The organism is Pseudomonas sp. NPDC085632 (assembly GCF_044541255.1).
Lineage (GTDB): Bacteria > Pseudomonadota > Gammaproteobacteria > Pseudomonadales > Pseudomonadaceae > Aquipseudomonas.
The window spans coordinates 21,815-46,249 of sequence record NZ_JBITSX010000001.1 but is presented as its reverse complement, the minus strand read 5'-3'; the positions used below and the strand labels follow the sequence as shown (position 1 = coordinate 46,249).

General features: G+C 60.5%; 18 protein-coding genes and 1 pseudogene. 12 read left to right on the top strand and 7 right to left on the bottom strand.

The window, feature by feature from the left end; all coding sequences use genetic code 11:
- Positions 1-165: 165 nt before the first annotated feature.
- The 6 genes from ACIF4X_RS00175 to ACIF4X_RS00150 form a co-directional block, all read right to left on the bottom strand.
- Positions 166-1,647 (bottom strand): efflux transporter outer membrane subunit, encoded by a 1,482-nt coding sequence (locus tag ACIF4X_RS00175; RefSeq protein ID WP_397480424.1) that lies wholly within the window; start codon positions 1,645-1,647, stop codon positions 166-168.
- Positions 1,644-4,751 carry an efflux RND transporter permease subunit gene (locus ACIF4X_RS00170; protein WP_397480423.1) on the bottom strand — a complete coding sequence of 1,036 codons (3,108 nt, stop codon included), beginning with the start codon at positions 4,749-4,751 and terminating at the stop codon, positions 1,644-1,646. The genes ACIF4X_RS00175 and ACIF4X_RS00170 overlap by 4 nt, the downstream gene beginning before the upstream one ends.
- 142 nt (positions 4,752-4,893) lie before the next feature.
- A complete protein-coding gene (locus ACIF4X_RS00165) occupies positions 4,894-7,995 on the bottom strand; it encodes an MdtB/MuxB family multidrug efflux RND transporter permease subunit (RefSeq protein WP_397480422.1) in 3,102 nt (1,033 codons plus the stop codon).
- Positions 7,992-9,299, bottom strand: coding sequence for an MdtA/MuxA family multidrug efflux RND transporter periplasmic adaptor subunit (locus ACIF4X_RS00160; RefSeq protein WP_397480421.1), 1,308 nt, complete (start codon positions 9,297-9,299; stop codon positions 7,992-7,994). The genes ACIF4X_RS00165 and ACIF4X_RS00160 overlap by 4 nt, the downstream gene beginning before the upstream one ends.
- Before the next feature lie 175 nt (positions 9,300-9,474).
- Positions 9,475-9,975 carry a thiol peroxidase gene (gene tpx, locus ACIF4X_RS00155; RefSeq protein WP_095112063.1) on the bottom strand — a complete coding sequence of 167 codons (501 nt, stop codon included), beginning with the start codon at positions 9,973-9,975 and terminating at the stop codon, positions 9,475-9,477.
- A 149-nt stretch (positions 9,976-10,124) separates the two neighbouring features.
- Complete coding sequence (locus ACIF4X_RS00150; RefSeq protein WP_397480420.1) at positions 10,125-10,568, bottom strand: polyketide cyclase; 444 nt, start codon at positions 10,566-10,568, stop codon at positions 10,125-10,127.
- Positions 10,569-10,699: 131 nt separating this feature from the next.
- Between ACIF4X_RS00150 and ACIF4X_RS00145 the strand changes: the two genes are divergently transcribed.
- The gene (locus tag ACIF4X_RS00145) at positions 10,700-11,125 is read left to right on the top strand and encodes a YciI family protein (RefSeq protein ID WP_397480419.1); all 426 of its coding nucleotides are present in this window, start codon (positions 10,700-10,702) and stop codon (positions 11,123-11,125) included.
- A gap of 174 nt (positions 11,126-11,299) precedes the next feature.
- Here the strand turns inward: ACIF4X_RS00145 and ACIF4X_RS00140 are convergent, their stop codons facing one another.
- A complete protein-coding gene (locus tag ACIF4X_RS00140; RefSeq protein ID WP_122844117.1) occupies positions 11,300-11,668 on the bottom strand; it encodes a DUF6124 family protein in 369 nt (122 codons plus the stop codon).
- Between the two features lie 582 nt (positions 11,669-12,250).
- On the opposite strand from ACIF4X_RS00140, the pseudogene ACIF4X_RS00135 reads away from it, so the two are divergent.
- The 11 genes and pseudogenes from ACIF4X_RS00135 (at position 12,251) to ACIF4X_RS00085 (ending at position 24,434) form a co-directional block, all read left to right on the top strand.
- Positions 12,251-13,037 (top strand): annotated as a pseudogene (locus tag ACIF4X_RS00135) (hypothetical protein).
- A 10-nt stretch (positions 13,038-13,047) separates the two neighbouring features.
- On the top strand, positions 13,048-14,499 hold the full coding sequence (locus tag ACIF4X_RS00130) for a DUF1254 domain-containing protein (RefSeq protein WP_397480418.1): 1,452 nt from the start codon (positions 13,048-13,050) through the stop codon (positions 14,497-14,499).
- Between the two features lie 13 nt (positions 14,500-14,512).
- On the top strand, positions 14,513-15,916 hold the full coding sequence (locus ACIF4X_RS00125) for a DUF1254 domain-containing protein (RefSeq protein WP_397480417.1): 1,404 nt from the start codon (positions 14,513-14,515) through the stop codon (positions 15,914-15,916).
- A 16-nt stretch (positions 15,917-15,932) separates the two neighbouring features.
- Positions 15,933-16,883 (top strand): transporter, encoded by a 951-nt coding sequence (locus tag ACIF4X_RS00120; protein WP_397480416.1) that lies wholly within the window; start codon positions 15,933-15,935, stop codon positions 16,881-16,883.
- 23 nt (positions 16,884-16,906) lie between these two features.
- Positions 16,907-17,887: an AAA family ATPase gene (locus tag ACIF4X_RS00115; RefSeq protein WP_397480415.1), complete on the top strand. Its 981-nt coding sequence runs from the start codon at positions 16,907-16,909 to the stop codon at positions 17,885-17,887.
- Complete coding sequence (locus ACIF4X_RS00110; protein WP_397480414.1) at positions 17,884-18,819, top strand: DUF58 domain-containing protein; 936 nt, start codon at positions 17,884-17,886, stop codon at positions 18,817-18,819. The genes ACIF4X_RS00115 and ACIF4X_RS00110 overlap by 4 nt, the downstream gene beginning before the upstream one ends.
- Positions 18,816-19,418, top strand: a complete 603-nt coding sequence (locus tag ACIF4X_RS00105) for a DUF4381 domain-containing protein (RefSeq protein ID WP_397480413.1) — start codon at positions 18,816-18,818, stop codon at positions 19,416-19,418. The genes ACIF4X_RS00110 and ACIF4X_RS00105 overlap by 4 nt, the downstream gene beginning before the upstream one ends.
- Positions 19,405-20,397 (top strand): vWA domain-containing protein, encoded by a 993-nt coding sequence (locus ACIF4X_RS00100; RefSeq protein ID WP_397480412.1) that lies wholly within the window; start codon positions 19,405-19,407, stop codon positions 20,395-20,397. The genes ACIF4X_RS00105 and ACIF4X_RS00100 overlap by 14 nt, the downstream gene beginning before the upstream one ends.
- 1 nt (position 20,398) lies before the next feature.
- Positions 20,399-21,979, top strand: a complete 1,581-nt coding sequence (locus tag ACIF4X_RS00095; RefSeq protein ID WP_397480411.1) for a VWA domain-containing protein — start codon at positions 20,399-20,401, stop codon at positions 21,977-21,979.
- Entirely contained in the window at positions 21,976-23,415 is a 1,440-nt protein-coding gene (locus tag ACIF4X_RS00090) for a hypothetical protein (protein WP_397480410.1), read from the top strand. Before ACIF4X_RS00095 ends, ACIF4X_RS00090 begins: the two co-directional genes overlap by 4 nt.
- Positions 23,412-24,434, top strand: coding sequence for an HAD family hydrolase (locus ACIF4X_RS00085; RefSeq protein WP_397480409.1), 1,023 nt, complete (start codon positions 23,412-23,414; stop codon positions 24,432-24,434). The genes ACIF4X_RS00090 and ACIF4X_RS00085 overlap by 4 nt, the downstream gene beginning before the upstream one ends.
- The last annotated feature ends 1 nt before the right edge of the window (position 24,435 follow it).

The following is a 24,435-nucleotide window of genomic DNA, read 5'->3' as shown; positions in this document are numbered from 1 at the left end:
CGTCCGACAAGGCTCTGGCCCGGTGTTCACGGCTTTACCCGATCGTTCCCACGCTCTGCGTGGGAATGCCTCAGCGGACGCTCTGCGTTCGGCTCGGGATGGGACGCGGAGTGTCCCGGGCTGCATTCCCACGCGGAGCGTGGGAACGATCAACACAGAAGCACGTTACTTCGAAGATTGGGCACTGTCGCTCACTTCAAGTTGCCCATCCCAACCACCACCCAGCGCCGCAATCAATTGCACACTGGCAATCAAACGGCTTTGCAGAATGTTCAGCACGCTGCGCTCATTGCTCAGCGCTGTGGCTTGCACCACCACCACATCGATATAAGCAATCAGACCGGCCTTGTACTGGTTTTCCGTCAGGCGCAGGGAGTCGCGGGCTGCATCCAGCGCTTCCTGGCGCACCGCCGCTTCGTCCTCGTACACCTTGAGCTGCACCAGATAGTTCTCCACCTCGCGGAAACCGTCGAGCACGGTCTGGCGGTACTTGGCCACCGTCTGGTCATACACCGCCTCGGTACGGTCGACTTCGGCCGAACGTATGCCACCGTCAAACAGCGGCAGAGCCAGTTTTGGCCCCACCGACCAGAAGCGGTTCGGCAGGCTGACCAGATTCTGCGAAGTACTGCTGCTGTAGCCGCCGCTCAGACTCAAGCTCAGATCCGGGTAATACGCCGCTTTGGCCACGCCGATGTTGGCGTTGGCAGCGATCACCGAACGCTCCGCCGAGGCGATGTCCGGGCGCCGCTCCAGCAACTGCGAGGGCAGGCTCAATGGCACCTGCGGCAGCTTCGGAATGGTCTGTACTTCAGCAATACTAAAATCCGCCGGGGCTTGCCCGGTGAGCACCGCAATCGCATTTTCGAATTGCGCGCGCTGCCAGATCAGGTCGACCAGATCGGCCTGGGTGCTTTTCAGTTGCGTCTGCGCCTGTGCTACCGCATCGCGCCCGGAAACCCCGGCGCGGTACTGGTTCTGAGTCATTTTCAACGAGCGTTCATAGGCAGCGACCGTGGCTTCGAGCAGGCGTTTCTGCTGGTCGATAACGCGCAGTTGCAGGTAGTTCTGCACCAGTTCCGATTGCTGGCTCAGGCGCATGGCGGCCAGGTCGGCAAAACTGGCCTGAGCGCTGGCCTCATCGGCTTCCAGTCCACGGCGCAGCTTGCCCCACACGTCCGCTTCCCAACTGACGCCCAGTTCGGCGTTATAGGTGTCGCGGATACCGCTGGACGAACTGCTCAGACTCGAACTGCTGCTGCCGGTGCCCTGACTGGAGCGGGTCTTGCCCAGGCTCAAGTCAACGCTGGGATAAAACGCGCCACGGGCACTGCGCACCAACGCCTGGGCCTGACGGTACTGGGCCTCCGACTGCGCGACTGTCTGGTTGGCGTTGTTGAGTTTTTCGATCAGCCCGTTGAGCTGCTGATCACCGTACAACTCCCACCAGGCACCACGGGCCAGCGAATCGCTCGGGTTGGCTTGAGTCCAGCCTTCGGCTTGCTTGTACTGGGCGATTTCAACGGTTTGCGGGCGCTGGTAATCAGGGCCGACGGCGCAGGCACTGAGCATCGCCACACACAGTGACAAGCTCAGTAAACGCGAGCCCCGAACAGTGGCCAGATGGATAAGCGAACGGTCAGTCATAGCGGAGTTTCCAGAGCGGCGTCAGTACGCACGCCACGCCATTTGTTGAAACGATGGCGCAGCTTGTCGAGATAGAGGTAAACCACAGGCGTGGTGTAAAGCGTCAGCACCTGGCTGAAAATCAGCCCGCCGATGATCGTCAGGCCCAGCGGCTGGCGCATTTCCGCGCCTTCGGCCCGGCCCAACAGCAACGGCAAGGCACCGAGAATCGCCGCCAGCGTGGTCATCAGAATCGGCCGCAAGCGTTGCAGGCAGGCATTGCGGATCGATTCCAGCGGCGACAGGCCCTGATGGCGCTCCAGTTGCAGCGCGAGGTCGATCATCAGAATGGCGTTTTTCTTGACCACGCCAATCAGCAGGAACAACCCGAGCAACGAGATCAGGCTGAACTCGCCGCCCAGCGCATAGATCGACAGCAACGCGCCGACACCGGCCGACGGCAGGGTAGACAGGATCGTCAGCGGATGGATGTAGCTTTCATACAACACACCCAACACCAGATACACCGCCAGCAGCGCCCCGAGAATCATGAACGGCTGGCTCTTCTGGGTCGCGGCAAAGGCGTCGGCAGTACCGGCCATTTTCGCAATGACATCTTCCGGCAGGCCGAGCTTGGCAATCGCCCGCTCGATGGCGGCACTGCCCTGCTCCACCGTCACGCCTTCGGCCATGTCGAAGGAAATGTCTTCGGAGGCGAACTGGCCTTCGTGGCTGACGCGGTCGTCTTCCAGGCTGTTTTCGTAATGAGCGAACGTCGACAGCGGCACCCGCGCACCGTCAGCGGTGATCACCTGCACTTGCTTGAGCGTCACCGGGTCCTGGGCGTATTTCGGATTAACCTCCATGACCACCTGATACTGGTTGAGGCTGTCATAGATCGTCGAAATCTGCCGCTGGCTGTAGGCGTTGTTCAGCACCGCGGTCACCATGTCCATGTCGACACCCAGGCGTTTGGCCTGATCGCGGTCGACAATCAGCGTCACCTGCTGCGCTCCGGCTCCCTCACGGGCGTCAATGGCCGTCAGCTCGGGCAACGCGCGCAGCGCAGCAACCACTTTGGGATACCACTTGCGCAACTCGCCCAGATCACCACTTTGCAGGATGTAGCTGTACTGCGACGTGGTCTGCTCGCGACCACCGCCAAATTGCAGATCCTGATCCGCCATCAGCATCAGTTGCGCACCGGGAACCTTGGGCATTTCCTTGCGCAGGCGCTCAATGACTTTCTGTGCATTGAGCTGGCGCTCCTTGATTGGCTTCAGACGCACCAGCATGAAGGCGTTATTGGTGCCGTTGGTGCCGCCGATGAACCCGGCGACACTTTCCACCGCTTCGTCCTTGAGCACGGCGCGGCGGAAAATTTCCATTTTCGGCTGCATCACGCTGAACGACAGGCCGTCGTCACCGCGCACGAAACCGATCAACTGGCCAGTGTCCTGCTGCGGCATGAAGGTTTTCGGCACCACGACATACAGCGCAACGTTGACGCCGACGGTGATCAGCAAGCTGAGCAAGGTCAAGCGGCGGTGGCGTAACACCCAGTCGAGGCTGGTGGCGTATTTGCCGACCATCCAGTCGTTGGTGCGGCGGCTCCAGCGTTGCAGACGGTTTTCCTGCCCGGGTGTGTGCGGCTTCAGCCAACGGGCGCAGAGCATCGGCGTCAGCGTCAGGGAAACCACCAGCGACACGACGATGGCCGCAGCCAAGGTGATGGAAAACTCGCGGAACAGGCTTTCGACGATACCGCCCATGAACAGAATCGACAGGAACACCGCCACCAGCGAGACGTTCATCGACAGCAAGGTGAAACCGACTTCCTTGGCCCCGAGGTACGCGGCCTGCATCGGTTTGACGCCTTCGTCGATGTGCCGGGAAATGTTCTCCAGCACCACAATGGCGTCATCCACGACCAATCCTGTCGCGAGGATCAACGCCATCAGCGACAGGTTGTTCAGCGAAAAGCCGTAGAGGTACATCACCGCAAAGGTGCCGACCAGCGACACCGGCACGGCCAACGTCGGAATCAGCGAGGCGCGGAAGTTACCGAGAAACAGGTAAACCACCAGAATCACCAGCGCCACGGCAATCAGCAGGGTCATCTCGGCTTCGTGCAGCGTCGCTTTGATGACTGGCGAGCGGTCCATGGCCAGATTCAGTTTCACGCTGGCGGGCAACACCGCTTGCAGCGCCGGCAGTTGCGCCTTGATCTCGTTGACCGTCTCGATGATGTTGGCGCCGGCCTGACGGTTGATCACCAGCAGCACCGCCGCGTCATCGTTGAAGAAACCGCTGTTGTACCGGTCTTCGACACCGTCGCTGACCTTGGCCACGTCCTTGAGTCGCAGTGCGGCGCCGTCGGCGTAGTGGATGATCAGTGATTCGTAATCCTTGGCTTTCTCCAGTTGGTCATTGGCCTGGATCTGCCACAACCGTTGGCCGTCCTCAACCGAACCTTTCGGCCGGCGCACGTTGGCATCGGCGATGGTCTTGCGCACATCGTCGAGCGCCACGCCGTACTGGTTCAGTGCCTGCGGTTCGAGTTCGATACGCACCGCCGGCAGTGAACTGCCACCGATCTGTACTTCGCCGACGCCCTGCACTTGCGACAGGCTCTGCGAAAGAATGGTCGAGGCCAAATCGTAGAGCTGGCCTTTTTCCAGCACATCGGAGGTCAGCGACAGCACCATGATCGGTGCTTGCGACGGGTTGACCTTCTTGTAGGTCGGCATGCTGCGCATGCCGCTCGGCAACAGGTTGCGCGAAGCATTGATCGCCGCCTGCACTTCCCGCGCCGCGCCGTTGATGTCGCGGTCGAGGTCAAATTGCAGAATGACCCGGGTCGAGCCCTGGCTGGAACGGCTGCTCATGGTATTGACGCCGGCAATCGCGCCGAATGAACGTTCCAGCGGCGTGGCCACGGTGGACGCCATGACTTCCGGGCTCGCCCCGGGCAGGCTCGCCTGCACGACGATCACCGGGAAATCCATTTGCGGCAGCGGCGCTACGGGCAGCAGGCCGAAGCTGACACCGCCGAGCAGCATGATCGCCAGGCTCAGCAGCATCGTCGCGACCGGACGCTTGATGAAAGGACCGGAGAGGTTCATCGAACGCGATCCTCTGCTCCACCGCCCAACCCTGTGGGAGCGAGCTTGCTCGCGAAGAGGCCGGCACATCCAACATCGTTAGTGACTGACTGACCGCTTTCGCGAGCAAGCTCGCTCCCACAGGTTATGTGGTGATGCGAAGTCATACCGACACCTCTTCAGTGTCAGCATTGGTCTTGCCAAAGCGCCGACCGAGGCGGTCGAAATACAGGTAGATCACTGGCGTTGTGAACAGCGTCAACACCTGACTCACCAGCAGACCGCCAACCATCACCAGACCCAGCGGCTGACGCAATTCAGCCCCGGAACCGGTGGCGAGCATTAACGGCACAGCACCGAACAGCGCCGCCAGCGTGGTCATGAGGATTGGCCGGAAACGCAACAGCGCCGCTTGATAGATCGCCTCCTGCGGGGCCATGCCTTGATTGCGTTCAGCATCGAGGGCGAAGTCGATCATCATGATCGCGTTCTTTTTCACGATCCCGATCAGCAAAATGATGCCAATGATCGCAATCATGCCCAGGTCATTGCCGCTGAGCAGCAACGCCAGCAAGGCGCCAACGGCCGCCGACGGCAAGGTCGAGAGAATGGTGATCGGGTGAATGTAGCTCTCGTACAGCACGCCCAGCACGATGTACATGGTCACCACGGCCGCCAGAATCAACAGCAAGGTACTCGACAGCGACGCCTGGAACGCTTCGGCTGCGCCCTGGAACTGAGTCTGTACGCCGACCGGCATGCCGATGTCTTTCTGTACCTGCTCGATGATGTCGACCGCATGCCCCAAGGCCACGCCGGGTGCGAGGTTGAACGACATCATCACTGCCGGGAACTGGCCAATATGGGTGATCGCCAGTTGCGCCTGACGTTCTTCCACATGAGCCAGACTCGACAGACGTACTTGCGCGTCATCCGTGGTCTTGACGTGAATCTGATCCAGCGCTTGCGGGCCGATCTTCTCTCCGGCCTGGGCTTGCAGTACCACGCGGTACTGGCTGGCCTGGGTGTAGATGGTCGAAATCTGCCGCTGGCCGAAGGCGTCGTACAACGCGTCGGTGATGTCCGCCACCGAGACGCCAAGGCGTGAGGCGGCATCGCGGTCGATCACCAGATAGACCTGCAAACCCTTGTCCTGCAAATCACTGGCGACGTCGGTCAGTTCCGGACGCTGCGCCAGTGCTTCGACCAGTCGGCCGCTCCACTGGCTGAGCAGTTCGGAATCCGGCGAGGACATGCTGAACTGGTATTGCGTGCGGCTGACGCGGTCTTCGATGGTCAGATCCTGCACCGGCTGCATGAACAGGCGGATGCCGACCAGTTTGTCCAGCTGCGGTTGCAGGCGCGCAATCACTTCCGTGGCGCTCAGATCGCGATCGCCATGGGGCTTGAGATTGATCAGCAAACGGCCGCTGTTGAGCGTGGCGTTATCGCCGTCGACACCGATGTAGGACGACAGGCTCTGTACCGCCGGATCTTCCAGAATGATTTTCGCCAGTTCCTGTTGGCGCTCGCCCATCGCCGCGAAGGAAATCGACTGCGGCGCCTCGGAAATACCCTGAATCACCCCGGTGTCCTGCACCGGGAAGAAGCCTTTCGGCACGACCATATAGAGGAACACGGTCAACGCCAGTGTGCCGATAGCGACCAGCAAGGTCAGCGGCTGGTGTTTGAGCACCCAGCGCAGCATCCGACCGTATTCGGCAATCATCCAGTCGATGACAGCACCGCTGGCACGGTAGAAACGGCCCTGCTCGTGTGCTTCCGGCTCACGCTTGAGCAGCCGCGCGCACATCATTGGCGTCAGGGTCAGCGAGACCACCAGGGAAATCAGGATGGCCACAGCCAGGGTGATGGCGAACTCGCGGAACAACCGACCGACCACATCGGCCATGAACAGCAGCGGAATCAGTACCGCAATCAGCGACAGCGTCAGGGAAATCAGGGTAAAGCCGATCTGCTTGGCCCCTTTGAGCGCGGCCTGCATCGGACTATCGCCTTCCTCGATAAAGCGCGAAATGTTTTCCAGCATGACGATCGCATCGTCGACCACGAAACCGGTAGCAATGGTCAGGGCCATCAGGGTCAGGTTGTTGACCGAAAACCCGGCCAGGTACATCACTCCAAAGGTACCGATCAGCGACAGCGGCACGGCCACCGACGGAATGATCGTCGCGCTGGCACGACGCAGGAACAGGAACGTCACCATCACCACCAGGGCGATGGCGATCAGCAATTCGTGTTGCACGTCAGTGACCGAGGCGCGAATGGTCTGGGTGCGGTCAGTCAGCACCGTCACTTCGAGGCCGGCCGGCAGATTGTCGGTGATGCTCGGCAGCAGTGCTTTGATGCGGTCGACCACCTCAATGACGTTGGCACCCGGCTGACGCTGGATGTTCAGCAACACCGCCTGATTCAGGTTGGCCCACGCAGCAAGGCGTTCGTTCTCGGCGCCATCGACGATTTCCGCCACGTCCTTGAGCCGCAGCGGCGCGCCGTTCTTGTAGGCGAGAATCAGATTGGCGTAATCCTTGGGCGACGTCAGCTGGTCGTTGGCGTCGAGCATCGACACTCGGGTCGGGCCGTCGAAGTTGCCCTTCGGTTGGTTGACGTTGGAAGCGCTGATCAAGGTGCGCACGTCGGACAGGTTCAGGCTGTTGGCCGCCAACGCTTCCGGGTTGACCTTGATCCGCACGGCCTGACGCTGACCACCAGCAATGCTGACCATGCCGACGCCGCTGATCTGGGCGATTTTCTGCGCCATGCGCGTATCGACCAGGTCATTGAGCTTGGGCAGCAACATGGTTTTCGAGGTGATGGCCAGAGTCAGCACCGGGGTGTCCGCCGGGTTGACCTTGTTGTATACCGGTGGCGCCGGCAAATCGGTCGGCAGCAGGTTGGTCGCGGCGTTGATCGCGGCTTGCACCTGCTGTTCGGCGACGTCCATGTTGATATCGAGGCTGAAACGCAGGGTCAGCACCGACGCGCCGCCGGAGCTGGTCGAGGCCATTTGCGTCAGGCCCGGCATCTGCCCGAACTGGCGCTCAAGCGGTGCGGTCACGGCACTGGTCATTACATCCGGGCTGGCGCCGGGATACAGGGTCATGACGCGGATGGTCGGGTAATCGACTTGTGGCAGTGCAGAAACGGGCAGCAAGCGATAAGCAATCAGGCCGGCCAGAACAATGGCCAGCATGCTCAGGGTGGTGGCTACCGGTCGGAGGATGAACAGCCGCGAAATGTTCATGCGCCCTTCTTGGCCTTGTCGGTGACAGCCGCGTCAGTCGGGGTGGCGGCAGATTTGCCTTGCAGGTGTTCGGTCGGCGTGGTCGGCACTTGATTGCTGTCGTTGACCACTTCCACTTCACTGCCTTCCTTCAAGCGGTCGGTGCCTTCCAGCACCACACGGTCGCCGGCAGTCAGGCCTTCAGTGACCACGGTGTTTTCACCATCACTGGCGCCGATCTTCAGTTGGCGAATGGTGACTTTCTTGTCGCCGTCCAAGGCATAGACGAAGGTGCCGTTGGTACCGAACTGGATAGCCGCCGACGGTGCCAGCACCACGCCTTTCAGCGTGTCAGCCAACAGGTGAACGTTGACGAACTGGTTGGGGAACAGCGCCTGATCGCGGTTTTCGTAACGGGCCTTGAATTTCAGGGTGCCGGTGGCGACGTCGATCTGGTTGTCGAGGCTTTGCAGTACCCCGATGGCTTGCAGCTTGGTGTCACCGCGATCCCACGCCTCGGCCGGCAGCTTGGCGCCGCTGCGGTAACGGGCGAGCACGGTTTCGAGGCTGTTTTCCGGCAGCGTGAAAGCCACGCTGATCGGTTGCGTCTGAGTGATCACCGCGAGGAACGTGGTGTCGTTGGCGGTGACCAGATTACCGACATCGACCTGACGCAGACCGACGCGACCGGCAATCGGCGCGCGGATCTTGGTGAATTCGAGATTGAGCTTGGCGTCGTTGACCGCCGCCTGATTGGTCTTGACCGTGCCCAGATATTGACCGACCAGCGCTTCGGCGGTGTCCAGCGTCTGTTTGGCGATGCTGTCCTCTTTGAACAGACCGCGATAACGCTCGACGTCGACCTGAGCGTTCTTCAGTTGCGCCTGATTCTGCAACAAGGTGCCTTCGGCCTGCAGCAAGGCGTTCTGGTACGGACGCGGGTCGATCTCGGCCAACAAGTCGCCGGCCTTGACCATCTGGCCTTCTTCGAAATTGATCTTGACCAGCTCGCCGCCCACCCGGCTGCGCACATTGATGGTGTTGAGCGCTGTGACCGTGCCCAGCGCCTTGTAATACAGCGGGAAGTCACCGGTGACCGCCGGTGCCACGCGCACCGGAATCGGCCCGCTGCCGCCACCGAAGCCCGGCCGCATCATCCCCGAACGCCCGGTGTGCCCGGCCGCAGCCTTGTCAGCGCCCTCCTTGTGGGCTGAACCGGCAGGCCAGAATTTCCAGCACAGGGCAGCGATCACCAACAGGACAAGCAGGCTGATCAGCCAGCGACGGGAGTTACGGGGGGACGATTGCATGGAGTGATTAACCATTGGGCGCGTGGGCTTCTTTTACGGGAGGCTGAACGATAAGCACTGGTGGGGAAATAGCAAAGCAGCTTTACCGGCAATTTACCTTCAACTTACGTTTCAAGGTGTGAGGCAAAACACTGATACACAAATGAAAACGGCCTGGACAGGGCCAGGCCGTTAACAATTGTAAAAGCGCTTACTTGAGAACGGACAGGGCCGCTTCGTAGTTAGGCTCTTCAGCGATTTCCTTGACCAGTTCGCTGTGCAGGACGTTATCGTTTTCGTCCAGAACCACAACGGCGCGAGCGGTCAGGCCTTTCAGCGGGCCGTCAGCAATGGCCACGCCGTAGTTCTCGATGAACTCGGCACCGCGCAGGGTCGACAGGTTCTGGACGTTTTCCAGACCTTCGGCGCCGCAGAAACGCGCTTGGGCGAACGGCAGGTCAGCGGAGATGCACAGCACCACGGTGTTGCTGATGTCGTTGGCCTGAGCGTTGAACTTGCGCACGGAGGTCGCGCAGGTCGGGGTGTCGACGCTTGGGAAAATGTTCAGGACTTTGCGCTTGCCGGCGAAGTCTTGCAGGGTGACGTCGGACAGATTGCCGGCAACCAGAGAAAAGGCTGGCGCCTTGGAACCGGCTTGTGGCAACTGGCCGTTGACTTGAACCGGATTGCCTTTAAGGGTGACTTGAGCCATGACTTGAGTCCTTCTGATGTTTTGATTGGAAAGCATGCAAGAGGCGGAAGTTAACCACGAAATTGTCCGACGACCTATGCCCTGTTTGGAAATTGTTGGGGGCCTGCGCGAAAAATTGTATACAAAGCCGCCGCCGTTCCAATGTGGTGTTACTGGAGCAGTTGCAGCATATTGCGATGCCGCGCTGCAAAAATCCGCCGCATATAAGCATCCACCAATAACCGCTCGCTGAACGCTCCACCAATCGCCGCGTACGTCACCCGGTCGGTATAAAGCGTACCGCCCTCTCCAGCCGCTACCCGATGTTCATGACGAAAGGCACGCAGCGGCCCCTTGAGCATTTCATCAATGAAATGCGCCTCACCCACTTCGCGGATCAGCACCGTCCAGGTCGCCGGAATCAGGTTGAACATCCAGTGCCGAAAGCGGAACTGCCGCCCGGCTTCGATCCATAGATTGTTCAGGTCGACATCGCCAAGCGGCGTGATGCGTTCCGGGAAGATCTTCGGGAAATTCGTCCCGTCCAGACAAAAGTCGAGCACTTCGGCTGGTGTGCGGGCAGGAATCAACGTTGTGAGTTTCAGGACTGGCATGGCCGACACACTCCGTATGCAGGGGATGCTTGTTAAAACGCAGGTCTGCATCTTTTATTTACAAGCCTGTCGATTCAACCCCGGCCCATTCGACTAAACAACGAATCCCCATAATCCACGGAGTAACCGCCATGCGATTCATGATCCTTGTAAAAGCCAGCGCCGATTCCGAAGCCGGCATCATGCCCAGCGAAGAGCTGATCACCGCCATGGGCAACTTCAACGAAGAACTGGTCAAGGCCGGCATTCTGATCGATTGCGATGGCCTCCATCCAAGCAACAAAGGCGTCCGCGTACGCTTCTCCGGCGACAAACGCACGGTCATCGACGGGCCGTTCATCGAGACCAAAGAATTGGTGGCGGGTTACTGGATCTGGGAAGTGAAATCGAAAGAAGAAGCCATTGAATGGGTCAAGCGTTGCCCTAATCCGATGCCGGGCGATTCTGAAATTGAAATCCGCCAGATATTTTCTGCCGAAGACTTCGGTGCCGAGTTCACCCCGGAAGCGCGCGCACAAGAAGAGCATATCCGCGAACAGGCCAAGAAAAACAGCTGAACCGACTCCTCCCTGTAGGAGCTGCCGAAGGCTGCGATCTTTTGATTCTGATCGTTCCCACGCTCTGCGTGGGAATGCCTCAAGAGACGCTCCGCGTTCCAGCTTGCGAATTTGACGCAGAGCGTCAAGGGCTGCATTCCTTTGCTGCGCGTGGGGACGATCATTCAACAGAGATCAGTCATTGAGTTCGACGTGATCCAAGGCTTGATTCACCGCAAGTTCACCCAGCATGACGACCTGTGCGATCCCCAGTGCAGTCTTGCGCTGTGAGGTTTCCAGCGAGGCGGCGAAGTTGATGAGCATCTCGCTGGCCGAGCCGAGGGTTTCGCTGGCGTTGGCTAGAAGAGATTCGGTGTTGTACCTGGGATTGGCGAGGTACATGGGTTCCGGCTCGTTGGCGCTGGACATGATGCGGGCGGCGGGATTGAGGTAGTAGTCGAGGGCGCGGTCGGCGGCTTCGTGGAGTTTTTTACTGTCGACTGAGGCGTAGGGAGATGTGGTGTCGGCGTCTGATTCTGGGGGATTGGGTGTTGGCTTCTTCATAGTGTTTTCTCTATCCGAACGGTGGAGCTGGCCCATTCGGCTTCCGGTCGAATGGGTGGCAGCTGTACGCAGGCTGGAAACCCGGGGGACAGAGAAACCCGGACGACCCGAAGGTCCCCCACGCACAGCCGCCATAACTAAGTACGCACCAGAAAAGGTGCGCAAGCATACGTCATGAACGGTGCTGTTGCGTTCAGTTTTCCCCCGGGGTTTCCAGTCCCGGTCGCTGATTTGGCAGCGACGAACACAGGCTAGAGACCCGACGTCCGACGGACAACCTGAAAACCTTGTGGGAACGTTCCGCAAAATCGAAACAACTTTTAAACATCCCGAATTGAAATACGCATATGTAGCAGCCTCATCTCCACTCGACAGCCACTACATCATGAGCAATGGAATGCTTAGTACACAATCACCTGTGACCTCGTACACAAAACCAAAGAATTAATCCCTTCGGCTGGCTAACTCCCGATTAGCTGCTAGCGTCATTCAGACGTGTCCTACGGGCTTGATAAGAAAGGGATTACGCAGTAACGGCCGACAAGCGCCAAGTGTCCATAAGCCACCAGGGAATCGGGGATGATGTTCAATCGAGTGGGGAAGACTCTTTTTCTGGCGGGTTCGCTGGCGGCTGCGTGTGGCGCGCAGGCAGATAACGCCGAGGATTCGAACAAAAGCAACAACCCGTTGAACGTCGCACCGGGCGCGAATCTGCAGGATTACTACACCCCTAAACTCTACGACAGCAACGCGCACAGCAATGACGTGTTGCTGCGCGGCACCCTGCCGATCGCGCCGAACGATTTCATCGGTGTGCCGCAATTGGTTCGCGCCACGCTGCCGATCAGCACCCGCCCGGATCCGCACAACGGTTACAGCACCGGCATTGGCGATCTGAACCTGTTCGATATCTTCATTCTGAAAACCGACGGCGTGCAGTTGGGCATTGGTCCGCTGATCACGGCGCCGACCGCTGAACAGGACGAACTCGGTACCGGCAAATGGCAAGGCGGACTGGCTGCTGTGGCCATCGACGCCTCACCACGCGGTGCTCGGCGCTCTGGTGCAGTACCAGAGTTCGTTTGCCGGCGACAACGATCGCCCGCATGTAGAGAGCGCAACGATGCAGCCATTCATCATCCATAACCTGGAAAAAGGCTGGTATCTGCGCTCCACCGGCACTTGGACCTTCGACCTGAAAAACGACACCCATTACATCCCGATAGGTCTGGGTGTGGGCAAGGCCTGGAAGTCCGGCAGCAACATCCTCAACGCCTTCGTCGAGCCGCAGTGGACGGTCGACCGCAAGGGCGATGGCCTGCCGCAATTCACCCTCTATGCCGGCCTCAACGTGACGTTTGGCAAGTAAGGAAATCGCTATGCACGCAGCCCTCAAAGCCGCCGGTTTCAGTTTGATGACGATGTTTGTCAGTTGTGGCGTCGGCGCCCAGGACCTCGATACCCCTATCGGCAAGATCGCTATGGAGGGCGAGCTGCCGAGCCATGACTCGATTGCCAAACTGTACGCCGAACTGGATTTCCAGCAGGCGACCCAGAGTTATCTGTGGGCCTTGCCGCTGGTGTCCTACGCCCAGTGGCAGGAAGAGTTTCGTGACAAGCTCGGCGCGCGCAGCGGCGATCTGATGGTACTCAACAGCTACGAAGACAAGCTTGGGGTGATCACTGCCAACGCCACCACCCCGTACATTCTCGGCTTCGTCGATCTGAGTGAAACCGGGCCACTGGTGATCGAGTTGCCGCCGGGGCCGACCGCTGGCGGCATCGGTGATTTCTGGCAGCGGGCGATCATCGACATGGGGCAGACCGGCCCCGATAAGGGTCAGGGCGGCAAATACCTGGTGCTGCCACCCGGAGCCGAACCACCGGCAGATGCCGGCCGGTACTACCTGGCGAAATCGGAAACGATGAACGTGCTGGTGGGTTTCCGTGTGCTCGATCCGGACCCGGCCAAGGGCAAGGCACTGGTCGAGAAGTTCAAGATGTACCCCTACGCCCAACGCAATAAGCCGGGCGACACTCGCCTGCTTTCGCCGCAAGGCAAACCTTGGTCCGGTACACAGCCCCAAGGCATCGCCTACTGGGAACGCCTGTACCAGATCATCCAGAAAGAACCGGTCAACGAGCGTGACCGGTTCTACATGGCGATGCTTGCCAGCCTCGGTATCGAAAAGGACAAACCCTTCAACCCCAATACCCATCAACGTCAGGCCCTTGAGCAAGGTGCGCAGGTCGGCGAACTGATTGCCAAGGCCAACACCTTCGCCAAGCGTTTTCCTGACGCTCAGTATTGGCCCGACCGGCATTGGGACACGGTGCTGAACATCGCCGAGCCATCCCAACGTGTGGCCTATTACGACCAGTTGTGGGAACGCAGTGCCTGGTTCTACGAGGCGGTCACCAACACCAAGGGCATGGTTTCCAAAACGCCGGGGCTGGGCCAGACCTACCTCGGCGCCTACACCGATGCCAAGGGTGACTGGCTCGACGGTGGCAAGAGCTATCGACTGCACGTTGGCGCCAACCCGCCGGCCAAACAATTCTGGTCGATGACCGTTTACGACATCACCAGCCGCGGCCTGATCGACAATCCGCAGCGCAGGGCCGACCTTTCTTCGCGTCAGGATTTGCAGAAGAACCCCGACGGCTCGGTGGACCTGTACTTCGGTCCGACCGCGCCCAAGGGCCTGGAAAGCAACTGGGTGCAAACCCTGCCCGGCAAACACTGGTTCAGTTATTTCCGTCTGTACGCGCCGACTGAAGCGTATTTCGACAAGAGCTGGAAACTCGACGACATCACGCTCGCGCAATAAACAAGGACGCACCATGCACACACGCAATCTGTTGCTGACCAGCCTGACGCTTACGCTGAGCACCAGCGTCCTGGCCGATTTCACCGCCAGCCCGGAAGAGGCCCGAGGGATTGCCAAAGAGGCCTACCTCTACGGCTTCCCCGTGGTGGAGATGTACAAAACCCTCTACACCCAAGCCATCGACAGCAAAAGCCCGAACTACAAGGCGCCGCTGAACCAGATCGGCAACACGGCGAAAGCCTTCACCGCCAAGGACACCGCGTTTGTCACGCCCAACGCCGACACGCCCTACTCCTTCGTCTGGATGGACTTGCGCACCGAGCCGCTGATCCTGACCCTGCCGCCGATCGAAGAACACCGTTATTACTCGGTGCAACTGATCGACGCCTACACGCAGAACTTCGCCTATCTGGGCACGCGCAGCACCGGCAACAACGGTGGGCATTTCATGATTGCCGGGCCGGACTGGCAAGGTCAGCAACCGGTCAACATCGACCGCTTGCTGCGCAGCGAAAGCAACATCACCTACGCGCTGTACCGCACGCAGTTGTTCGATGAAAAGGACTTGGCCAAGGTCAAGCAGATCCAGAAAGGCTACAAAGTAGAATCCCTCAGCCACTACCTCAAACAAAAAGCCCCGGTCCCGGCCCCCAAGGTCAACTGGCCGAAACCCACGCCGACCATAAGCGAAACCCCGGAGCTGTTTCGTTACCTGAATTTCATGCTGGCGTTCACGCCGCCGCAGGATGTCGAGAAGGATCTGCTCGCACGCTTCGGCAAAATCGGCATCGGCGCCGGCCAGCCGTTCGACCTGAAGAAACTCTCCGCCGAGCAGCGCAAGGCGCTAGAAGACGGTATCAGCGATGCCAAAGCCGAATTTGCCGCGTTCAAAAAGGACAAGGTCGACACCCATCAAGTGACCAGCGGGGACTTCTTCGGCACCCGCGATCACCTCAAGGGCAATTACCTGTACCGCTACGCCGGCGCCAACATGGGCATCTTTGGCAACTCCGCTGAAGAAGCGAATTACATCGGCTATTTCGTCGACAAGGACGGCCAGCCAGCCGACGCTTCAAAACACGATTACACCCTGCATTTCGACAAGGGCGCCCTGCCCCCGGCCGACGCGTTCTGGTCGCTGACGATGTATGACGGCAAGAACAAATTGCTGGTGGCCAACCCGCTGAATCGCTACCTGATCAACTCGCGAATGCTGCCGGATCTTGCGCTGGATGCCGACGGCGGCCTGACCCTGTATGTGCAGCACAAGAACCCGGGCAAGGACAAACAGGCCAACTGGCTGCCAGCGCCCAACGGGCCGTTCTACGGGATCCTGCGTCTTTATCTGCCAAAACCGGAAGTGGCCAGCGGCGAATGGAAAATGCCGCCACTGATCCCGGTCAACTCAAAACAATAAGCGGAGTCATTGATTGATGATCAAGCCTAACGTTGTGCGCCCGCTGTTGGCGCTGTGCATGATCGGCAGTCCTCTGCTTTACGCAGCGGAGGGTGGCGTCGGTCGACCGATCACCGGTCAGCAGGTGTTCTCCAACGCCGGGATCGTCCCGCCCGAGCCGGGTTGGGTCATGTCGCTCACCAGCATCTGGTACGACGGCTCGCTCAAGGGCAGCACCGGCGCACCGATTTCCGGCGCGGTCAGCGGCGGGATCGACATGAAAGTCTCCTACACCATGGGCAACTTCACGCATGTATGGGACACCGGCAAGGGACGCTGGAACTACGCTTCGGCAATCGGCGTACCGGTGCAGTACACCGACATCAAGGCCAGCATCACCGGCCCGCGCGGTCGCACCCTGGGTGACAGCGATTCCGGCACGCAATTCGCCGACGCCTTGATCACGCCGATTGCCGCCGGTTACCACTTCGATGAGCTGAACCACATCTCGTTTTCGCTACCGATTTACGTGCCCACAGGTGCCTACAACAAGGATCGCCTGGCCAACCCGGGTCAGAACAACTACACCTTCATGCCAACGGTGGCGTTCACGCATCTGGATGGCAAGGGTGGCGAATTCAGCCTGATGAGCGCGTTCGAGCGCTATACCGAAAACGACGCCACTGATTACCGCAATGGCAACATCTTCCGCCTCGATGCGCTCTGGACCCATGGCTTTGGCGATGGCTGGAACGCCGGTGTCGCCGCCGGTTATATCCAGCAATTGACCGACGACAAAGGCCAGACCGCCGACACCTTCAATGGCTATCGCGGACGCTCTGTAGGCGCCGGCCCGGTCGTGGGCTGGACCGGCAAATTCGCCGACGCCCAAGCCAACATCAGTGCGCGCTGGGTACCGGAGTTCGACACCAAGAACCGCCCTGAAGGCAACGGCTTCAGCGTCAACCTGACCCTGGCCTTTTTCTAGACCGGACACAAAGGACTGCCCCCATGACTGCGCTTACCGACCTCAACGCCCTGCAAGCCAGCATCGCCGAAGCGGTGCTCGGCCAGGATCAAGTGATCCGGCAGATCCTCCTCGGATTGCTGGCCAACGGTCACTTGCTGCTGGAAAGTCTGCCGGGGCTGGCCAAGACGCGCACGGTCAAGGCGCTGGCCAAACACCTCGACGCGAAGATGAGCCGCATCCAGTTCACTCCGGACCTGCTGCCCTCGGACATCACCGGTGCCGAGGTGCTGCATCAGGTCGAAGGCAAAAACGAAATCCGTTTTCAGCCGGGGCCGCTGTTTGGCAATCTGATTCTCGCCGACGAGATCAACCGCGCACCGGCGAAAGTCCAGGCAGCGTTGCTTGAAGCCATGGAAGAACGGCAGATCACCGTGGCCGGCAACAGCCATGCGCTGCCGGAACTGTTCATCGTGGTGGCAACGCAAAACCCGATCGAACAGGAAGGCACTTATCCGCTGCCTGAAGCGCAGATGGACCGTTTTCTGATGAAAGTGCTGCTCGACTACCCGAGCGCGGAAAACGAGAGCCAGGTCCTGCGCCTGTTGCGCAACGAAGAGTTCGCCCAAGGCGCGAGCACCACGCCGGCCAAAGGTTTCAGCCTGGCGCAGGAGGTGATCTTCGCCGCCCGCAAGGAAGTCAGCGCCGTGCACGTGTCGCCGGCCATCGACAGCTATCTGATCGACCTGATCAACGCCACCCGCCACCCCGCCGATTACGACGAAGACTTGGCGCGCTGGATCGCTATCGGCGCCAGCCCGCGCGGCGGCATCGGCCTTGATCGTTGTGCGCGTGCCGATGCGTGGTTACAGGGTCAGGACTTTGTTTCGCCGGACAACGTGCGCGCGGTGGTGCATCCGGTGCTACGCCATCGTCTGCAATTGAGCTACGACGCCGTGGCCGACGGTGTAAATGCCGATCAGGTGCTTGACCGGATTCTCGACAAAGTGGCGATTCCGGCGTGAACGATGAAGGACTGGTCTACGTCTCTCTCGCGCAATTGATGGCGCTGGAGTTCAAGGCCCGTGACCTGAGTTTTCTCGCCCGTCAGCCTCGGGGCAGCATCCTCGCCGGCAACCATGCTTCACGCCTGCGCGGGCGTGGCTTGAATTTCGATGAGTTGCGCCGCTATCAGCCGGGCGACGACTTGCGTCACCTCGACTGGCGCGCCTCGCTGCGCACCGGCAAACCGGTGGTGCGCACCTTCACCGAAGAGCGCGACCGCCCGGCGTTGATCGTCGTCGATCAGCGCATGTCGATGTTCTTCGGCTCGCAGCGCAGCTTCAAATCCGCCCTCGGTGCCGAACTCGCAGCGTTGGCGGCATGGATGGTGTTCAACGCCGGCGACCGGGTCGGCGGGCTGGTGTTCAACGATCAGCGCATCGACAGCATTGCGCCGCTGCGCAGCCGCAAACGCGTCGAAGCCTTGCTCAGCCGCATCGCTGAACAGAATCGGGCACTGAGCGCGGCCAACCCCGACGCTGAAGACGAAGATCAACTGGACAAGGTCCTGCAGCGCTGCCTCGCGCTGGCCGGGCATGATCATTTGATCTGCATCGTCAGCGACTTTGCCGGGGCCGGCGAACGTACCCTGCAACTGATGCGGCAACTGTCGGCGCACAACGATGTGATTGCGCTGCAGGTTTACGACCCGCTGGCGATGAAGCTGCCGAACAATGGCCGCCTGCTGGTCACTCAGGGCGAGTTGCAGGTGGAACTGGCCATCGAGAAACGCAACGTCCATCAGCCGCTGGGGGACTTTCTCAGCGGGCGGCTCCAGGACGTCGCCACCCTGCTGCGACGCAGTCAGGTGCCGTTGATGATGTTCAGTACTGCCGAAGAGGCCCACGCACAACTGCGCGCCGAACTGGGTAAAAGTGCCGGAGCAACGCGGTGAATCCGCAGATCCCAAGTATCGAACAGCTCAAGGAGCTGGGGCTGCCTGCACCGATCAGTTACGCGCCGCAGACCTGGGGCTGGTGGGTGCTGCTCGCCCTTTTGATATTGGCCGCGTTGCTGATCGGTATCCGCCGTTATCGGCAATGGAGAAGAGACGCTTATCGGCGTGAGGGCCTTGCGCGTCTGGCGCAATTGCGGGGTCGCAGCGATGATCTCAATGCCTTGCGCGAATTGCCGGAACTGCTCAAACGCGTGGCGCTTTCGATACCCACACCCAAATCTTTCTTGTGGAATGCAAACCCTGTGGGAGCTGGCTTGCCAGCGATGGGGCCATCACATCCAACATCTGTACTGATTGACAGGACGCCATCGCTGGCAAGCCAGCTCCCACAGAGTCCTGCGGTGCTTGGGCGGGAGGATTGGCAAGGCTTCTTGCAGCAGCACTGTAAAAAGCCGTTGCCGGCGGACTTCAGCGACCAACTCGCACAACTCGCCTACGCCCCCGACGACGCCCTGCGCGCCCTGCCCGCGCCGCAACGTCAGGCGTTGTTCGAGACCTGCCAATACTGGATGGAGCATCACCATGTGGCAGCTTGATTACCCGTGGCTGTTGCTCCTGCTGCCGCTGCCCTGGCTGGCTTACCTATACCTACCCGCGTACAACGAGGCCCGCAGCGCCGTGCGCGTACCGTTTTTTGCGGCGATGAGCCGGGCCGTCGGTGAGGCGCCGGGCATCGTCGGCAGCCGACGGAATCTCTCGCAGCTGCTGCTTAACGTCCTCGTCTGGGCACTGATTGTGCTGGCCGCCGCGCGCCCGGTGTTCGTTGAAAAACCCATCGAACGGCAACAACCGGTACGCGACCTGATGCTCGCCATCGACCTCTCACAGTCGATGGAAACCGAAGACTTCACCAACGCCAGCGGCGAGAAAATCAATCGTCTCGCGGCCGTCAAGGAAGTGGTGCAAGGCTTTATCGACAAGCGCAAGGACGACCGCCTTGGCCTGATCGTGTTCGGCAACGGTGCCTATCCGCAGGCACCGTTGACCCTCGATCATGCCAGCCTCTCACTGTTGCTGGCCGACACAGGTATCGGCATGGCCGGCCCGAACACCGCGATCGGCGACGCCATCGGCCTGAGCCTGAAGCTGCTGGACAAGGCCCACGAGCAGGAAAAAGTCCTCATCCTGCTCACCGACGGTAACGACACCAGCAGCGCAATCACCCCGGATCACGCCGCTGAAATGGCCGCCAACAAAGGCGTGATCATTCACACCATCGGCATCGGCGACCCCAGCGCGTCTGGCGAGGCCAAGGTCAATCTGTCAGCGCTGGAGCAGATCGCTAAAACCACCGGCGGCCAGTTCTTCCGCGCCGAAGACCGCAACGCACTGGATCAGGTCTACAGCACCCTCGATCGCCTCACCCCGCACCAGGTGAAAACCCTCAGCCATCAACCGCAGCGCGAATTGTTCTACTGGCCGCTGGGCGCGGCGGTTGCCCTGTTGGCGCTGTATCACCTCGGCGCGCTGCTGCGTGTGCGCCTGGCGTTTGCCCGTCAGCGGCAGGAGGCCTGAGATGGAGATCAATCTCAGTGACTTCCACTTTCTCCGCCCCCTATGGCTGCTGCTCGCACTGTTCGGTGCCGTGCTGCCGCTGCTCTGGCGGCGCGGTCGCGACCTGCAACGACGCCTGCGCGGCAATATCGCCGAGCACTTGTTGCCACACCTCCTGGTAACGCCGCAGGACCATCAGCGCCTGCGCCCGGTGCATCTGCTGTGCGCGCTGTTGATCCTCGGTGCGGTTGCGGCCGCCGGGCCGACCTGGGAACAGGATCGACCGGATTTCCTGGAGAATCGTGCGCCGCTGATTGTCGCCGTGGATCTGTCGCCGTCGATGGACGCCAGCGATGTGCAGCCGAGCCGACTGGAAGCGGCGAAACACAAACTGCATGATCTGATCCAGCGCCGCGCCGGCGCCCGCACCGCGCTGATCGCCTACGCTGGCAGCGCCCATCTGGTATTGCCACCGACTGACGATCCGGCCCTGCTCGACACGTTCATTCAAGCCTTGGGTAGCGGGCTGATCGACAAACCGGGCAAAGATGTTGGCGCGGTGATCGATCAGGCTAAACGCTTGCTCAGCGCCGAAAAAACCCCCGGCAGTCTGCTGCTGATCACCGACGGCGCCGACATTACGCAACTCGACGGCCTCGACAAACGGGTGGGCGACAGTCCGTTGCAAGTGCTGGTACTGGCGGTCGGCAGTGAGGACGGCGGCGTTATTCACGACGCCAACGGCCAGCCGCGTACCGATGCCAACGGGCGTCCGGCGCTGGGTAGCTTCGATCAGGCGGCAATCAAGCAACTGGCCTCCGCCGTCGATGCGCCGCTAGGGAGCCTGACGCTCAATGACGATGATCTGGACTGGATCGAACTGCACGCGCAACAGCACTTTCAGAGCGCCAGCGCCGAGCAGCGCGAACTGCACTGGAAAGACGCCGGCTATTGGCTGTGCTGGCCGCTGTTGCTATTGGCGCTGTGCAACGTGCGCAAGGGCTGGAGCGTCAACTGGATGCCCGCGTTGGCATTGGCGATTAGCCTCGGTTGGCCAGCGGCACCGGCGCAGGCCAACGCCCTGACAGACGCCTTCTTCACCCGCGACCAGCAAGGTCGCTGGGCGTTCGAACATGAGCATCTGCCGCAAGCCGCCGCGCTGTTTGTCGACCCGTACTGGAAAGGTGTCGCGGCGTATCACGCAGCCGATTACGACCTCGCATTGGCGACCTTTGCGCGGCTCGACACGCCGCAGGCGTATTTCTATCTGGGCAACATTTACGTGCGGCGCTTCAAGTTCGATCAAGCCATCGCCGCGTATACCCAGGCCTTGAAGCTGCAACCGCAGTTCCCGGAAGCGACGGCCAATCTGGCCCTGGCGCAGGCGCTGCTCAAGGACACCGAAAGCGCCGAGAAAAACGCCCCGGAGACCAAACCCGATGAGGTGAAATTCGACAAGGCACCGGGTAAGGGTCAAAGCAAAAAAGTCGAGACCGAACAGGCCGCGTCCGATGCCTTGTGGTTGCAGAACCTGACCACTTCGCCGGCGAAGTTTCTCAGGCAGAAGTTCAGCTTGCAGGATCAGCAGGGAGCCAAGCCATGATTCCTCTGAACCCTACTGGCCCCATCACCGGCAAGCCAGCTCCCACAGGGAGCTCCTGGGTTTTCACCGATTGTGTTAACACCACAAGACCCTGTGGGAGCTGGCTTGCCAGCGATGGGGCCAGATTGATCAGCACAAAAATCAGCACAGTGTTCCTGGCCAGCCTGCTCAGCTTCAATGCCTTCGCCGACCCCCAACTCAAAGTCCAGGCCCACCTGCAACCCGCCGAAGGCGCGATGGTCGGTGGCCTGGTCGAACTGCAAGTCGACGTCCTCACCGACACCTGGTTCACCGGCGCCGCCACCCTGCCCGACTTGAAACTCGACGGCGCGCTGGTCATGCCGCCGGACGGACAGGCGCAGCACCTTAACCAAACCATCGACGGCCAAGCCTTCAGCGGTTTGCGCTACAGCTACCTGATCACCCCGAACGTCGCGCGCACGTTTGATATACCTTCTCTGACCGTGCGCGCAACACCCGGCCAAGCCACGACAGAAATCACTGCGCAAAGCCAACCGGTGCAGTTCAGCGCCGCACAACCGCCCGGTTTCAGACCCGGGGAAACACCGTTGGTGGCCAACGGTTTGCGTTTCACCCAGACCGTCACAAACTCGGCGACGCCCTTGAAAGTCGGTGACAGCATCACCCGCCAACTGACCCTGCAAGCAGACGGTGCGCTGGCGATGGCCCTGCCGATTCCAACGCTCGGTGATATCCCCGGTTTGAGCCGCTATACCAAAACCCCGCAAGTCACTGCGCTGGATGACGGTCGCGGTGAAATCCTTGGTGGCCAGCGCATCGACAGCGTCACCTACCGCATCGACAAGGCCGGCTCGCACACGCTGCCGGCCGTTGAGGTGAAATGGTGGGACGCCAGCACTCGGCAATCGCGCACAGCGCAAGTGCCGGCGGTGACGTTCGAAGCAGCAGTCGGCACGCCTTCCAAACCGGTATTTTCGATCAGCGAAGACCTTAAGCAACTGGGCCAGAATCATCTGCGTTTCTCCACCCGCTGGCTGTTGTGGCTAACGCTGATCGCCGCTGTCGTTGCCGCCGCTTATCTGCTGCGTCCTGCGTTCATCCGCGCCAGGCAACAGTGGCAAGCACGCCGGCAAGCGCAGCAACGGGCCTGGCAGCAATCTGCTGATTTCGCCTGGCAACAAATCAATACCCAACTGCAAGCCAGTCCAGCGCAATTGACGGCGCTGTACCTGTGGCTGCGGCGCAGTCGCCTGGGGCTGAAACTGGTCAATGCCGGCCCGCGCCTGCAAGGACTGTTACGCGGGCTTTACGGTCGCCAGCCAAGTACCGAGCAAACACTCGTTCAACTGCGCGAATCATTGACTACGCTTCACAGTCAGGCCGAACAGCAGCAAGCAAAACCGGCCTCGGCCCTGCGCCCGCTCAACCCCGTTCACGAGAAGGATTTCCCATGACGACTGCGCTACGGCACCGCCAACGTTTCGCCCTGGCCCTGGTGTTTGGCCTCGCCCTGCCACTGCTGGCTCAAGCCAACGAGCCGCTGCCTTCGTGGAATGACGGCCCGGCGAAGAAGAACATTATCGAGTTCGTGCAGGCGGTGACCGACCAGACCAGCAAGGACTTCGTCAAACCGGGCGACCGTATTGCCGTGTTCGACAACGACGGCACCTTGTGGAGCGAGCAACCGACCTATTTCGAATTGCTGTTCGCCTTCGATGAGGTCAAGCGTACTGCCGCGCAGCACCCGGAATGGAAAACCACCCAGCCGTTCAAGGCCGTGCTGGAAAACGATCACAAGACCCTGGCCGCTTCCGGTATGGAGGGGCTGCTGAAAATCGTCGGGGCGACCCACACCGGCATGACCACCGACGCCTTCGATGACTACGCCAAGACCTGGCTCAGTCAGGCGCGCCATCCTAAAACCGGCAAGCCGTACACCGAGATGATCTTCCAGCCGATGCTGGAAATGCTCGACTACCTGCGCAAACAGGACTTCAAGACCTACATAGTCTCCGGCGGCGACACCGGGTTCATGCGCGCCTTCGCCGAGAAGGTCTACGGCATCCCGCCAGAACAAGTAATCGGCACCACGTTCATCACTTCATTTCAATACAAGGACGGCCAGGCCTCGATCGTACGCACACCGAAACTGGCGCACAACGACGATGGCCCCGGCAAACCGGAAAGCATCGACGCGGTGATCGGCAAGCGACCGATTCTCGCCTTCGGCAATTCCGACGGCGACCTGCAAATGCTGCAGTGGACCGCCGCCGGTTCCGGCAAACGGTTTATGGGGCTGGTGCACCACACCGACGCCAAGCGCGAATGGGCCTATGACCGCCAATCCGATATCGGCCGGCTCGACAAGGCGCTCGACGAAGCAAATTCCCGTGGTTGGACCGTGGTTGACATGGCGTCGGAATGGCGCCGGATCTACCCGTTCGAGCCTGCGGTCACCGGGCAGGTGCAATAAG